General features: G+C 45.8%; 16 protein-coding genes. 7 read left to right on the top strand and 9 right to left on the bottom strand.

All coding sequences use genetic code 11. The features are described 5' to 3' along the window. Nucleotides 1-178 precede the first annotated feature (178 nt). From pspC to pspA, 3 genes are all read right to left on the bottom strand, one after another. The gene (gene pspC / locus RH88_RS20430; RefSeq protein WP_174269675.1) at nucleotides 179-595 is read right to left on the bottom strand and encodes an envelope stress response membrane protein PspC; all 417 of its coding nucleotides are present in this window, start codon (nucleotides 593-595) and stop codon (nucleotides 179-181) included. After that, nucleotides 558-791 (bottom strand): envelope stress response membrane protein PspB, encoded by a 234-nt coding sequence (gene pspB, locus RH88_RS20425; protein ID WP_005599608.1) that lies wholly within the window; start codon nucleotides 789-791, stop codon nucleotides 558-560. The genes pspC and pspB overlap by 38 nt, the downstream gene beginning before the upstream one ends. Before the next feature lie 84 nt (nucleotides 792-875). Further along, a complete protein-coding gene (gene pspA, locus RH88_RS20420; RefSeq protein WP_005599606.1) occupies nucleotides 876-1544 on the bottom strand; it encodes a phage shock protein PspA in 669 nt (222 codons plus the stop codon). A 238-nt stretch (nucleotides 1545-1782) separates the two neighbouring features. On the opposite strand from pspA, the gene pspF reads away from it, so the two are divergent. From pspF to RH88_RS20390, 6 genes are all read left to right on the top strand, one after another. Next, nucleotides 1783-2784 (top strand): phage shock protein operon transcriptional activator, encoded by a 1002-nt coding sequence (gene pspF / locus RH88_RS20415; protein WP_005599604.1) that lies wholly within the window; start codon nucleotides 1783-1785, stop codon nucleotides 2782-2784. Between the two features lie 193 nt (nucleotides 2785-2977). Then, nucleotides 2978-4597: an ABC transporter substrate-binding protein gene (locus tag RH88_RS20410; protein ID WP_005599602.1), complete on the top strand. Its 1620-nt coding sequence runs from the start codon at nucleotides 2978-2980 to the stop codon at nucleotides 4595-4597. Beyond that, complete coding sequence (locus RH88_RS20405; protein WP_005599601.1) at nucleotides 4598-5560, top strand: ABC transporter permease; 963 nt, start codon at nucleotides 4598-4600, stop codon at nucleotides 5558-5560. Then, on the top strand, nucleotides 5547-6434 hold the full coding sequence (gene sapC / locus RH88_RS20400; RefSeq protein WP_005599599.1) for a putrescine export ABC transporter permease SapC: 888 nt from the start codon (nucleotides 5547-5549) through the stop codon (nucleotides 6432-6434). The genes RH88_RS20405 and sapC overlap by 14 nt, the downstream gene beginning before the upstream one ends. Beyond that, a complete protein-coding gene (locus RH88_RS20395; RefSeq protein WP_005599597.1) occupies nucleotides 6434-7429 on the top strand; it encodes a peptide ABC transporter ATP-binding protein in 996 nt (331 codons plus the stop codon). Before sapC ends, RH88_RS20395 begins: the two co-directional genes overlap by 1 nt. Beyond that, entirely contained in the window at nucleotides 7426-8211 is a 786-nt protein-coding gene (locus RH88_RS20390; protein WP_005599595.1) for a peptide ABC transporter ATP-binding protein, read from the top strand. Before RH88_RS20395 ends, RH88_RS20390 begins: the two co-directional genes overlap by 4 nt. Nucleotides 8212-8337: 126 nt before the next feature. Here RH88_RS20390 and RH88_RS20385 read toward each other — a convergent pair whose 3' ends face one another. After that, nucleotides 8338-9243 (bottom strand): manganese-dependent inorganic pyrophosphatase, encoded by a 906-nt coding sequence (locus RH88_RS20385; RefSeq protein ID WP_005599593.1) that lies wholly within the window; start codon nucleotides 9241-9243, stop codon nucleotides 8338-8340. 235 nt (nucleotides 9244-9478) lie between these two features. On the opposite strand from RH88_RS20385, the gene RH88_RS20380 reads away from it, so the two are divergent. Beyond that, entirely contained in the window at nucleotides 9479-10684 is a 1206-nt protein-coding gene (locus RH88_RS20380; protein WP_005599591.1) for a putative manganese transporter, read from the top strand. Nucleotides 10685-10748: 64 nt separating this feature from the next. On the opposite strand, the gene hisIE is transcribed toward RH88_RS20380, so the two are convergent. From hisIE to hisB, 5 genes are read right to left on the bottom strand one after another with little or no spacing between them, the layout of a single operon-like run. After that, entirely contained in the window at nucleotides 10749-11384 is a 636-nt protein-coding gene (gene hisIE / locus RH88_RS20375) for a bifunctional phosphoribosyl-AMP cyclohydrolase/phosphoribosyl-ATP diphosphatase HisIE (protein WP_005599589.1), read from the bottom strand. Beyond that, nucleotides 11381-12169 carry an imidazole glycerol phosphate synthase subunit HisF gene (gene hisF / locus RH88_RS20370; RefSeq protein ID WP_005599588.1) on the bottom strand — a complete coding sequence of 263 codons (789 nt, stop codon included), beginning with the start codon at nucleotides 12167-12169 and terminating at the stop codon, nucleotides 11381-11383. The genes hisIE and hisF overlap by 4 nt, the downstream gene beginning before the upstream one ends. Continuing rightward, nucleotides 12151-12888 carry a 1-(5-phosphoribosyl)-5-[(5-phosphoribosylamino)methylideneamino]imidazole-4-carboxamide isomerase gene (hisA, locus tag RH88_RS20365; RefSeq protein ID WP_005599587.1) on the bottom strand — a complete coding sequence of 246 codons (738 nt, stop codon included), beginning with the start codon at nucleotides 12886-12888 and terminating at the stop codon, nucleotides 12151-12153. The genes hisF and hisA overlap by 19 nt, the downstream gene beginning before the upstream one ends. A gap of 12 nt (nucleotides 12889-12900) precedes the next feature. After that, the gene (hisH, locus tag RH88_RS20360; protein ID WP_005599585.1) at nucleotides 12901-13515 is read right to left on the bottom strand and encodes an imidazole glycerol phosphate synthase subunit HisH; all 615 of its coding nucleotides are present in this window, start codon (nucleotides 13513-13515) and stop codon (nucleotides 12901-12903) included. A gap of 9 nt (nucleotides 13516-13524) precedes the next feature. After that, nucleotides 13525-14598 carry a bifunctional histidinol-phosphatase/imidazoleglycerol-phosphate dehydratase HisB gene (gene hisB, locus RH88_RS20355; RefSeq protein WP_005599584.1) on the bottom strand — a complete coding sequence of 358 codons (1074 nt, stop codon included), beginning with the start codon at nucleotides 14596-14598 and terminating at the stop codon, nucleotides 13525-13527. Nucleotides 14599-14643 lie beyond the last annotated feature (45 nt).

Raw genomic sequence — 14643 nt, 5'->3', positions numbered from 1 at the left:
GCTAACAAATTGCTGGCAAACAAAGCCTTAAACCAAAGATAGATGACCGTTGCATACTCTGCCACTTTGCGTGGCACTTTTCCCATGGATGATTCATTAATAAAATGAACAGTTTGAGAGGTGATGAACACCCCTCAACGCTGTCAATCACTTGCGCTATAACCGTTTTCTGTGGTGATTATAACTTGCTAAACTCTCGGTTAACTTTAAACGTATCAGACGTCACGTAGGCTTCTATACCACGCACTTTACCCTCCAACTGTTCAAAGTCTTTCTCCAGTGTGTTAAGTAGCTGCTCCGGAGATTGACCTGCTTGCCACGGTTTATTTTTCAGCTTGTGCTCTTGCTGATTCTTCAAGCTCTCAACATAATTATCAGGCTGCTTTTCCAGCATAAAGCTAAGCGCGACATAGGCCAACAGCACTAAGAAAGAGCCTCCCAGCAAAGCGGCTGAAATGAATAAAATCCTCACCAACCATACTTCTGCACCGATGTAGTGAGCAAGACCTGCACACACGCCGCTTAATTTACCATTGCGCGTGTCGCGATAAAGTTCTTTACTCATAACGGCGCCTCCACGTTGGCGACTCCGCATCTAAAATGCGTTCGAGAGTGTCGACGCGTTTTTGCATCGATTCTGCACGCTCTGACAACTTTTCTAAACGCTGGTAATCTTCTTGCGATAAACCACTGCTGGTTTTTCGCTTACTGCGATAATGGAGAATCAGCCATATTGGAGCCACAAAGATCATAAAAACGACCAGTGGTAATGCGATCCAAAACGAAGACATAAGTCACTCCTAAATTAGTCATTAGGCAGGCTGTTAACCTGCCATCTAGTTATTTTCCGTCTAGCAAAGTAGCCAATGTGCTGATTACTTTTTCTCTTCCATTTGCTGCTTGAGTTTCGCCAGCTCTTGTTCGATTTCGTCTTGCGCTTGCAGTTCTGCAAACTCTTGATCAAGCGATTTACCTTGGCCGGTTTTCGCGTAAATATCCGCTTCGGCTTCTAACTCATCGATTTTACGTGAATATTGATCAAACTTTGCCATCGCCTCATTAGTACGAGCGGTATGCAAATGACGCTGAACATCACGGCGGTTTGAAGCCGTTTGACTGCGAATAGCTAACGCTTGTTGCTTAGCGCGTGTTTCGGTAATTTTACTTTCTAGTTTACCGATTTCGCCCGTCAATTTATTAATGGTCTCTTCCACCAGTGTTTGCTCTGTGTGCAAACCTTTCAAAACGTCTTGCAGTTTTTGCTTTTCAATCAATGCTGCACGAGCCAAGTCGTCGCGTTGTTTTGTCAGTGCCAACGTGGCTTTTTGTTGCCAATCTTGCACTTGATCATCAATCGCTTCCACTTTGCGTGCTAACTCTTTCTTATCCGCAATCGCTTTAGCAGAATTAGTACGAACCTCAACTAACGTGTCTTCCATCTCTTGAATAATGAGGCGGATCATTTTTTCTGGATCTTCCGCTTTGTCTAAAAGCGAACTGATGTTTGAATTTACGATGTCGGCAAAACGAGAGAAAATACCCATGAATGACTCCTTATCAATGTTCATATCTGCGTAGCTTACTTACCATTACCTATATCAAATCGCATGCCAACTTTAATTAGAAGCAAAAACAAACACTTACAAAAACTCGTCGTAAACAAGACTTGTATGCATGACAATTTTAACCAACTATAGGTAAAATTTACCAATCGGCTTACTGACTCTTAAACTGGACAGGTAAATCCATTGATTGCTCCACTACGCTAGCTTTAGGTGAACTATGAATCAGAACCTCATCGGCGAGTCCCCTGCTTTTCTCGCTGTCCTTGATAAAGTATCAAAACTTGCCGCAATTGAGCGTCCTGTTCTTATCATTGGTGAACGAGGCACCGGCAAAGAATTAATTGCCCAACGCCTGCACTACCTATCAAAACGTTGGGATCAGCCTTTAATCTCCCTCAACTGTTCAACACTGAGCGAAGGTTTAATTGATTCGGAACTGTTTGGCCACGAGTCAGGATCATTCACAGGGTCAAAAGGCCGCCATAAAGGTCGCTTTGAGAGAGCAGAAAATGGCACTCTATTTCTTGATGAATTAGCCACTGCACCTTTGTTAGTGCAAGAGAAGCTGTTGCGCGTAATTGAATATGGTCAATATGAACGTGTTGGCGGCCATGAATTACGCAATGCGAATGTACGGTTGGTGTGTGCCACCAACGCTGATCTACCAGCGATGGCCGATCAAGGTAGTTTCCGTCCGGATTTACTTGATCGTCTCGCGTTTGATGTCATCCACCTACCTTCGCTACGTGAACGTCAGGAAGACATTTTGTTGTTGGCGCAGTATTACGCCATCAAGATGTGCCGTGAACTCGGTTTCGACTATTTTGTTGGGTTTAGTGAACAGGCACAGCAGAGTCTACTCAACTACCCTTGGCCGGGCAATGTTCGTGAACTTAAGAACGTCGTTGAACGCGCGATTTATCAACATGGTGAATCTGAGTTTATGATTGACACATTAGTGTTTGATCCCTTTCAGCGACCAAATGAAACCGAAACCAACAAAGAGACTGTCACGCAAACGAGCGACACCGCTGCCCCAATCGGTTTTCAATTTCCTCTCGATTACAAAGCGTGGCAAGAGCAGCAAGATCAACAACTACTCAATGCCGCACTTGAACAAAGCAAGTTCAATCAACGCAAAGCGGCCGAACTATTAGGCCTTAGCTACCATCAATTACGTGGCATGGTAAGAAAGTACGACCTAACACGCGAAGATTAGCTGCCAAACATCGATTAGGCAGGAGTTCCATCGAGGGGGCTTCTATATTGACGGTATCGGTATAAACTAATAACAGTCGAGTTGATTGATCAAATCAGGTTGAAAAACCGTTTGTCATCAACAATTAGTAGTCAATGGAGTCTTGAATCGGGCATAATGGGGAGTTCCGTTGTGCTTTAAAAGCCAAAATTATATGAAAGCATTCATACAACTGACCCTGAGCTTTGTCGCCGCTGGCTTATTAGCCGGATGTGGGGAAGAAATCAGTCACGAAAAAATACGCCAAAACGGTTTTGTGTTTTGTGGTCAAGCCGGCCCTACCACATTTAACCCACAATTGGTGGACAGTGGCATTACGTCAGAAACATTAAGCTCTCAGCTTTTCGATACCTTATTAACACTTGATGCCAACACTTACCAACCGGTCGCAAGTTTGGCTGAAAGTTGGCAAGTAAACGAAGAAGGCACCGAGTACATATTCACGCTTAAGCCGAATGTCGCGTTTCAAACGACTTCATGGTTCACGCCTTCGCGCACTTTAACCGCTGATGATGTCGTGTTTAGCTTTGAGCGCATTATCGATACCAACCATCCATTCCATTACGTTGGCGGTGGGCTTTACCCTTGGTTTACCGGTATTGATTTACAAAATTTGTTAGTCGATGTCCAAGCTCTGGACGAGTTGACGGTTAAATTTACCCTTGCACGCCCTAATAATACTTTCCTATCAAATATTGCGACCAGTCATGCGGTCATCCACTCAAAAGAGTATGCCAATCAATTACTATTGAGTGACGAGCTTTCAATGATTGATAGCCATCCGGTAGGCACAGGGCCTTTCTATCTGGATGATTACCAGATCAATGATTTGGTTCGCCTAAAACGCCACTCGCAATACTGGGCGGGACAAGCAAAAATGCAACAAGTGGTGTTCGATATTTCTCATCGCGGTACAGGGACGCTAGCTAAATTGCTGCGCAATGAATGCGATGTACTTACCGCCCCTCGTTCCAGCCAAATTCCAACTATCGAAAATCATGATGCGATAACGCTTACCGCTGATCCCGCCATGAACATTTCGTTTATTGCCGTCAATACAGCGCATAAAGCCTTGAGTGATTCACGTGTGCGTAAGGCTCTCAACTACGCGATCAATCGCCAAAATATCTTAGATTCGGTTTATTACGGCACCGGTAGCCAAGCATATTCGGTATTACCACCAAGTTCGTGGGCTTATAACGGCGACAGCATTCAAGTGCGTTATGATCGCAATTATGCTATTGCGCTGTTACATGACGCAGGCTACAGCAAAGGATTGACCTTAAATATGTCAGTGCCTCTGGAGCCACGTTCATACAACCCAAGCCCACGTAAAACGGCCGAGTTAATCCAAGCGAACTTGGCTGAAATTGGCATAACATTGAACCTGTTTATGGATGATCGCCTCGACCGTTCTGAAGTGAAAAACATCGACGATATGGACCTATATCTAACGGGTTGGATTGCTAACACCGGCGATCCTGACAACTTTTTGCGTCCATTGCTCTCTTGCGACTCAAAGCGAGCTGGCTTAAACGTTGCCAGTTGGTGTGACCCTGATTTTGACTTCTTGCTCGATCTCGCACTGGAAGTTGATAAGCCGCGCTATCGCCTTAACTTGTACAAGCAAGCGCAAAATATTTTGAATGAAGAGTTTCCGGTGATTCCATTGAACCATGGCATGCAATTCCAAGCTCATGATAATTCGTTGACCGGCTTTAAAGCGAGTCCATTTCACGCTCAGCCTTTTGATAGTATTGAGAGGATAAAATAGATGTTGATCTATACCATCCGCCGACTAAATCTATTTTTCATCACCTTGCTGATCTTAACGATTATCGGTTATAGCCTATTACGTCTCGATCCAACCTCGCCGTGGGCTCTGCAAGAGTACTGGAGTGGTTGGACGACCTACCTTGGTGAACTTTCACACCTTAACTTTGGCGTCAACAAAGCCGGCGTGCCGATCATTGATGAACTTCGCGCTGTTTTTCCGGCGACACTTGAGCTGTGCATCATCGCCTTTACCATCTCACTTCTGGTCGGTATTCCTATTGGTACGATCGCCGGAATGAAACAGGGTAAATGGCTAGATACGGTGATTTCATTTACCTCTATGTCAGGATCTTCTGCACCGCTGTTTTGGGTTGCGTTAATGATGATCATGATATTCTCGCTCAACTATCAAATCTTTCCCGTTGCAGGCCGTTATGACTTGCTCTACCAAATTGATCACATTACGGGTTTTGCTCTCATTGATGCCTTCCTAACGGAAGGGCCTTACCGTGCTCATGCGCTGCAAAGCGTCATTGACCATCTGATCTTACCGTGTTTGGTGCTGGCGCTCGCCCCAACCACGCAAGTTATCGGTTTGATGCGTACCTCAGTGGCAGAAGTGATGAGCAAAAACTATATTCGCGTGGCAAGAATTAAAGGTTTAGCAAATCACGAAATCGTCACCCAGCATGTACTGCGTAACGCGATTCCACCGATTATTCCCAAAATTGGCGTGCAGTTAGCCAGTATGTTGACTCTTACGATCATCACCGAATCGATCTTTAACTGGCCGGGCATTGGCCGCTGGCTACTTGATGCATTGTCAAACCAAGATTATGTCGCGATACAAGCAGGGGTAATCGTGGTAGCCACCTTGGTATTAACGGCCAACATTTTGTCAGACTTGATCGGTGCGATGATCAATCCGTTAATTAGGAAGGAATGGTATGCTAACCGATAATATCTATCAAGAAGAGCGCATTCCGACTCAATTCGAGCGTTTTTGGCGCAGCTACAAAGCCAATAGTTTGGCTATGTTTGGCCTTTGGTGCTTAATTCTTATCGTCTTAATCACGCTACTTTCGCCATGGCTCGCACCTCACGATCCACAAGCGCAAACCAGTGAACTGCTTCTCCCCCCTTCTTGGAGCCCAGCTGGCACCGTAGAGTACTTTCTTGGCACTGATGATTTGGGCCGAGATATCCTCTCGCGTCTGATTGCCGGAACTCAACTGACCTTTGGCGCCGCAGTATTGATCACCGCAATCGCCGCTGCGATTGGTTGTGCTATCGGTATTTTGGCAGGCATGACCAAAGGGTTACTTTCAAGTACCCTGAACCACCTACTCGATACTGTCATGTCGATTCCGTCATTACTGCTAGCGATTATTTTCGTCGCCTTCTTAGGCTTTGGTGAGTTCAACATTTTGTTAGCGATCTGCCTTGCGCTGATCCCTCGTTTCATTCGTTCGGTCTACATCGCGGTGCACAACGAAGTTGAAAAAGACTACGTGATGGCAGCCCGTCTTGATGGGGCGAATGACTTCTACTTATTGTGGAACTCAATCTTGCCAAACGTATTAGTCGTGATTGCTAGCGAAGCGACTCTTGCTTTGTCGATTGCGATTCTCGACATCACTGCACTTGGCTTTCTCGGCCTTGGCGCGCAAGCACCGAGCGTCGAATGGGGCGCAATGCTAGGTGACTCTGTCGAATTGATCTATTTAGCGCCCTGGACCGTGACACTACCCGGACTTGCTATCATGTTTACTGTCGTGATGGTCAACTTAGTCGGTGAAGGTGTACGCCAAGCTCTTAACGCGGGAATCGAATAATGCCGTTATTAGATATTCGACACTTAACCATTGAAATTGAAACGCCACAAGGATTGGTGAAAGCGGTTGATCGCATGAGTTTGACCATGAACGAAGGTGAAATTCGTGGTCTAGTAGGTGAATCAGGCTCAGGAAAAAGCTTAGTCGCCAAAGCGATCGTCGGCGTATGTAAAGATAACTGGAAAGTCACTGCCGACCGAATGCGTTTAGGTAACATCGACCTATTGCAATTGACTCCGCGCGAGAGACGCCGCGTCATTGCGCGCGATATTGCAATGATTTTCCAAGAACCATCGACTTGTTTAGACCCTTCTGAAGAAGTGGGCAAACAGCTATTAGAATCGATCCCTCATCGCGCGTTTGAAGGCAAATGGTGGCAACGACTGACTTGGCGTAAAAAACAAGCCATCGCTTTGCTGCACAAAGTAGGCATCAAAGATCACAAACAGATCATGAGCAGCTATCCGTATGAACTGACTGATGGTGAATGCCAAAAAGTCATGATTGCGATGGCAATCGCCGCTAAGCCTAAACTGCTGATTGCTGATGAACCCACTAACGACTTAGACCCCATCACTCAGTCGCAGATTCTGCGTCTGTTAAGTCGTATGAATCAGGTGCATAACACCAGTATCATGCTAATCGGTCACGACTTAACGACCATTACTCAATGGGCGACACGCATTACCGTCATGTACTGCGGCCAGTCAGTTGAGTCGGCAGATACCGACAAAATTCTCGCCCAACCCAAGCATCCATACACGGTTGCACTACTAAAAGCGATGCCGGACTTTGCTGAATGGATCCCACATAAAGAGAAGTTGCAGTCGTTGCCGGGCAGTATTCCACCGCTGCAGCATCTGCCGATTGGTTGTCGATTAGGCCCTCGTTGCCCGTACGCTCAGCGTCAATGCGTCGAGATCCCAACGGCTAAACGGGTTAAAAACCATAAATATGCGTGTCACTTCCCGCTTAATATGGAGAAGAAATCATGAGTGCTCTGTTAGAAGTGACAGGCTTGTCGAAAACCTTTAAGACTCGTTCTGGCTTGTTTGGTCGTAAAGAGCAGCACGCGGTTAAACCGGTTAACTTCACACTAGAAGCTGGACAGACGATTGGCTTTATTGGTCAAAATGGTTCTGGTAAATCAACCCTAGCTCGCATGCTTGCCGGTATGGTTGAACCAACGTCAGGTGAAATTCGCGTTAACGGCGATTTGTTGGAGCATAAAGATTACTCTACGCGCTGTAAGCTGATCCGTATGATCTTCCAAGACCCAAATACCTCGTTGAATCCACGTATTCAAATTGGTCGCATCCTTGAAGGTCCATTGAAACGAAATACCAGCATGCCACAGGAAGCGCGTATTAAACGCGTTAAAGATACTTTACTGCGCGTTGGCCTGCTGCCTGAACATGCCTATTTTTACCCACAAATGCTAGCGACAGGTCAAAAGCAGCGTGTCTGTCTCGCGCGAGCGCTTATCCTGCAACCCTCCATTATCGTCGCCGATGAAGCGCTCAACGGTCTCGATATGGCGATGCGTTCGCAGATCATTAACCTGTTCCTCGAACTGCAAGAAGAGATGGGCGTTTCATTTGTCTATGTATCGCAGCATATCGGTATTGTGAAGCACATTACCGATAAGGTGATGGTGATGCACCAAGGTGAAGTCGTTGAAGCAGGTGATACTCAACAGGTACTTAGTTGCCCAGAGCATCCGATTACTCAGCGATTGATTGAAAGCCACTTTAATAAAGCACCTTGCTTTAAATAAAGAGTGACCAAGCGCTAGCAACTCACCTAAAAACAAAAAACACCGTATTACAGACGAAAAAAAACCATCCACTCGGATGGTTTTTTTATTTCTACGCTGTCATTCAGTGACGACAGGGTCGATAGCTTACACTAGCTCAGTTTGTAGCCAAGGCCAGCCTTGTTTCTTACGGCTTAGCGTGTTTTCCATCATTAGCATGCCTTCAACTTCATGTTTTAGAAGTTTTTCAGACCACTCACCTTTATGTAGCAGACGAGTTTGTGCTGTTGTGATGTCAGTAAGCATTACTGCTGCAAATGCTAGGTTTTCTTCGATACAACGACGCTCTAGATCGGCTTCTAATGCTTCGATCATCTCTGCAACTTGCTCTAGCGTTGCTAGCTCAACTTGACCTACAACAACATCACGACCGTTGAAAGGGTAACCTTTCAGGTCTTTCTCAACAAGTTCTGCAGCCGATAGACCTTCGATGTTCGTTTTTGCGATCAATAGATCTTTGATGAATGCGTCAACATCTTGTACGTCTGCGATTTGAGCAAGTTCTGCAACTGCATCTTTATCTTTTTGCGTACAAGTTGGTGATGCAAAGCCAACGGTGTCAGATAGGATTGCTGACATCATTAGTTTAGCGATTTGAGGCTTGATTTCGTGACCTTCAATCTTGAACATGTTGAACAGTACTGTGTTAGTACAGCCTACAGGCCAGATCCAAGCTTCCATTGGGTTTACGGTCATCACATCACCTAGACGGTGGTGATCGACAATACCAAGAATTTCAGCGTCAGCCACATCGTCTGGAGCTTGTGCAAGATCTGAGTAATCTACTAGCCAAATTTGTTCACCAGCAACGCTTGTACGTAGCTCTGGAGAAACGGCACCCGCTACATCTAGGATGTGTTGAGTTTCGCGGTTGATTTCGCCTTGGCGAATTGGCATCGCTTCAACGCCACGTGCTGTCAGTAGCTCAGTCGCTACGATTGCACTACAGATACTATCACTATCAGGGTTCTTGTGACCTACAACTAAAATCATTGCTCTTCCTATTAAGTCTTATTTCGTACCTCCACGTTTTACATCGTGGTTTTCACGCTTTTAGTGTGATTTAGGCACTTTACTTACGAAAGTCGATACTTTACCTGATTTTTATCATTTGTCATCGCTTTCAGCGGATGGCAATCAAAAAGAAGCTTCAATATAAACATTTTGTTGCAAATAATTCTCATTTGCATATATTAAGAATGAGAATCATTTTTATTGAGCGCCTTGTATGAATCCTATATCTATTTCATCGCTACCTAACTGGCTGTCGTTAGGACAATTTAAATTAGCTTACAAACGTCTAATATTACCGGTCATTCTTATCGCATTGGTCGCGACGGATATCACTCGTAATGTAACCGTAAACACGCTTTCTGATGCCTTTTGGGCCGTCTCCAGTTACGTTGCCTTCACTTTAGCCATTTACCACTACGCTTCTTTATTTATGAATAAAGAAAGTAAGCTCATTTCGCTCTACAACAAGTCTCGCAGTCATCAAGTTGCGTTTGCAGCCCTTCTTGGCGCACTGCCTGGATGTGGTGGTGCGATCATTGTTACGACGCAATTCGTCAGTGGCCGTGTCGGGTTCGGCGCCATCGTGGCGGTACTAACCGCGACCATGGGTGACGCAGCCTTTTTATTGCTCGCCAGCAAACCCGATGTGGGATTAGCCGTCGTCGCCATGGGCGTCATCGTTGGCTGCTTATCTGGTTGGGCGGTCAATGCTATTCATAAAGATGATTTTCTAAGACCGGAATTAAAAGAAGCTTTTCAAGCTAGGGCATGCAAAGCGAATTCAGTACCAACGCAATTGGAAGAAAAGGCCATCAACCTGCAAGGTACGTTTTGGAAATGGCTGATTGTGCCGGCGACTATCATCGCAGGTTTAGGCTCATTCCAAGTGGATATCAATCAATTATTGCACCTACCTGAAATGAGCATTGAATGGATTGGTACCGTACTGATCATCGTCAGTATGCTGTTATGGGCGATGACCAAAGAAATTGAAGACTATGAGTCAACCGTGTCTGAAGATACAAAATGCGTCTCTTCACATCCTTTACAAAAAGCGGCGCAAGATACCAACTTTGTGACTGCATGGGTGATTGTTGCTTTTATGGCGTTTGAGCTGACCACCTATTTTGGTCATATTGATTTACCAAGCGTATTTTCTGGCTGGGGAGCTTATATGCCTCTTATGGGACTCGCCGTAGGCTTGTTGCCAGGTTGTGGGCCACAAATTTTAGTCACCAGTTTATATATTTCTGGCGCGGCACCGCTCTCGGCGCAATTAGCCAATTCGATATCGAATGACGGTGATGCGCTCTTCCCTGCCATTGCACTGGCCCCGAAGGCTGCGCTGGTGGCAACATTTTACTCAGCAATTCCAGCCTTAATCGTCGGCTATGGGTTCTATTTCTTGTTTGAGATGTAAAAGCGAGAAGCGAGAATAAAGGGTTACCTAGGATAGGCAACCCTTTATTTTATACTAGAGCGATTTATTGATGACGCTCTTTAAGCTTGTTAATCACATCGTTAAATGACAAGCCTTGATCTTGTAACAGCACAAACAGGTGGTAAATCAGATCCGCAGATTCACACACTAATTCCGCCTTGTCACCCGACGTTGCCGCAAGCGCGACTTCAACGCCTTCTTCGCCCACTTTCTGCGAAATACGTTTGGTGCCACGAGCGTAGAGGCTGGCGGTGTAAGACGAATCAGGATCGGCATTTTTACGATCAGCCAAAAGCTGTTCAAGTTGATGAAGCCACACCAGCTGCGACTCTGCTTGCTTATCGCCATCCCAACATGTCGTTGTTCCGGTATGACACGTTGGCCCAACCGGAGTCACTTTGACCAATAATGTATCGTTATCACAATCTAACGCAGCATTAACCAGTTTTAGTACGTTGCCAGAGCTCTCACCCTTGGTCCATAGGCGCTGTTTAGTACGTGAGAAAAAAGTCACATGACCCGTTTCACCTGTCGTCACCAGCGCATCTTGATTCATGTAACCCATCATCAACACTTGGCTAGAAAGAAAATCTTGTACAATCACTGGGACCAAGCCATCGACTTTTTGCCAATCGATACGCTCAATCAGGGCGCTCACATCGCTTGTTTGAAAACTCATAATTTCACCTCTACCGGCCTAGCTTCGACACCTTGACGAATCAAGTACTGCTTCAACTCACCAATATTAATCACTTGTTTATGGAACACCGATGCAGCAAGTGCGCCATCGACATTGGCTTTATCAAACGCTTCAGCAAAGTGCTCCATCGCACCTGCGCCACCAGAAGCGATCAGTGGCACATGGCACACTTCACGTACCATATTAAGCTGCTCGATATCATAGCCATTGCGCACGCCATCTTGGTTCATCATATTCAATACGATTTCACCCGCGCCACGCTTTTGCACTTCTTGCACCCAATCACGGGTTTGCCACTGTGTTGCTTTGGTACGAGCTTCATCACCCGTAAATTGGTAGACCTGATATTGTCCCGTCTCTTTATCGTAATAAGAGTCGATGCCTACCACGATACACTGCACACCAAATTTATCGGCTAAATCAGTAATCAATTGTGGGTTAGCCAGCGCAGGAGAATTAATGGAAACCTTATCCGCACCAAACTCTAATATACGCGCCGCATCTTCAGCCGACTTAATACCACCAGCGACACAAAATGGAATATCAATCACTTCGGCAACACGTTTCACCCAGCTTTTATCGACCACACGACCATCGCTTGATGCCGTAATGTCATAAAACACCAACTCATCAGCGCCTTCTTGCGCATAACGCTGTGCCAGTGGCACGATGTCACCAATGATTTCGTGGTTACGAAACTGTACGCCCTTAACCACCTGACCATCACGCACATCAAGACAAGGAATTATTCGCTTTGCCAGCATGCAAATGCCTCCTCTGCGGTAAATTTGCCATCAAGCAAGGCGCGACCAACAATCACACCCGCTACACCCGAGCCTTTCAAGGCAGCAATATCATCTAAGCTGCCAATACCGCCTGAAGATTGAAATTGCACTTGTGGGTATTGCTGACACAAATCGATGTATAGCTCAACGTTCGAGCCCGCCAATGTGCCGTCACGTGAAATATCGGTACACAGTACGTGCTTTAGGCCAACCGTAAGGTAGTCGTTAATCAGCGCTTCAATCGTCACACCAGAGTCTTCTTGCCAACCTGAAATCGCCACTTTACGCGTACCATCCGCATCGATATTAATATCCAATGCTAAAACGATCTTTTCTGCGCCGTACTTTTCCATCCAACCTTTAACAAGTTCTGGTTGTTTTACCGCGGTAGATCCCACCACCACGCGCTGCGCACCCGCTTCAAGTAAATCAACCACATCTTGCTCGCTACGCACGCCACCACCAATTTGAATAGACGCAGGTGTGCTGGCAAGCAGCTTGGCAATTAAATCCAACTGACGCGCGGTGGTATCTTTTGCGCCAGTCAAATCCACTAAATGCAGCCAATTTGCGCCGGCTTGATGGTAGAGGTTAAATTGCTCTGCTGGATCGACTTTGTATTCGGTTACTTGACCGTAGTCCCCTTGATAAAGGCGAACCACTTGTCCTTCAATTAAATCTAATGCTGGAATGATCACAAATAATTCCCTTTATAAGTTTAAGAAGTTTTCAATAAGCTTTGAGCCCGCTTTACTCGAACGTTCTGGGTGAAATTGCACGCCGTAATAGTTGCCACTTTGTACTGCGGCAGTAAATGGATTGCCATAATCACATTCCGCAATAGTGTACTCTCCGACTGGCATGGCAAAGCTATGCACAAAGTAGAAATACTCGCCCTCTTCAATCCCCTTAAACAATGGATGTTCAGGCACTGATTTGACGGTATTCCATCCCATGTGAGGAAGCGGCAAATGCCCCGTTTCCATCCGTTTTACTTCACCCTCACACAAACCCAAACACTCAACCTGTTGGTCTGCCTTTTGGCCCTTCTCTTGTGATGATTTGCCAAGTAACTGCATACCAAGACAAATACCTAATAGCGGTTTTTCTACTTGCTTAACCAAGCTGATCAAATCACGCTCTTGCAAGTTTTTCATCGCTTCACTGGCCGTACCGACACCGGGAAGAAATAGCTTGTCAGCACTCAGAACCACTTGGGGATCTTTCGATATTTCCACCGCAAAACCCAAGCGTTCAATGGCGAATTTTACCGAAGAAACATTGGCACAGCCGGTATCGATAATGACGACTTTCTGCTCGCTCATGACCACTCCTTACAATACGCCTTTGCTGCTTGGCAACTCGTTACCTTCCACTTTAATTGCTTGGCGTAACGTACGGCCAAACGCTTTAAATAAGCTTTCGATAATGTGGTGATCGTTATCACCCGTCGATGATAGGTGTAAAGTACACGCTAACGTATCCGTCAATGAGCGGAAGAAGTGCACCACCATTTCAGTCGATAAATCACCCACTTGTTCGCGGCTAAATTGGGCATCAAATTTAAGGTACGGGCGGCCTGAAAGGTCCAAAGCACACTGGGCCAAACATTCATCCATCGGCAAGCTAAAACCAAAGCGGCCAATGCCGCGCTTGTCACCAAGGGCATCTTTTAGCGCTTGGCCAAGAGCCAAAGCGGTATCTTCAATGGTATGGTGATCATCAATGTGGAGATCCCCTTCCACGGTACACTTCATTTGGAAACCGCCATGCGTCGCTATTTGATCAAGCATGTGATCAAAGAAGCCCAACCCCGTCGATATCTCATTACCGCCCTGTTCATCCAAATTAACAAACACTTTGATGTCGGTTTCTTTGGTGGTGCGAATCACTTCCGCTACACGCGCCTTAACGGTGAGATCTTTGAGAATTTGCGGCCAATTCATGGTTTTCGGGTGGTATTGGATACCTTGAATTGCCATGTTTTCAGCTAACTGAAGGTCTGTTTGACGATCACCGATCACAACCGAGTGTTGGAAGTCGACTTTACCGTTTTGCAGGTACTCTTTTACCATACCAAGCTTAGGTTTACGGCAAGAGCAATTTTGCTCTTCAAAGTGCGGACAAATCAATACATCATCAAACTTGACGCCTTGCGATGCGAAAATCTCCATCATCATGTCATGCGGTGCGTCAAAATCGGCCTGTGGATAGCTATCCGTCCCCAAACCATCTTGATTGGTCACCATCACTAAGCGGTAACCAGCATCTTGCAACGCTAACAAGCTTGGGATGACATACGGCTCCAGCTTTAACTTATCTAAACGGTCAACCTGAAAATCAACCGGCGGCTCAACAATTAAGGTGCCATCACGGTCAATAAAGAGTATTTTTTGCTGCTTGCTCACTCGAACATCCTTATTTCTATTTTTACCCTCTTAATTAAACAAAAG

It is taken from the genome of Vibrio scophthalmi LMG 19158, assembly GCF_000222585.1.
GTDB lineage: Bacteria > Pseudomonadota > Gammaproteobacteria > Enterobacterales > Vibrionaceae > Vibrio > Vibrio scophthalmi.
Note: the sequence above shows the minus strand (reverse complement) of the source record. Positions and strands in the feature narration are given on the sequence as shown.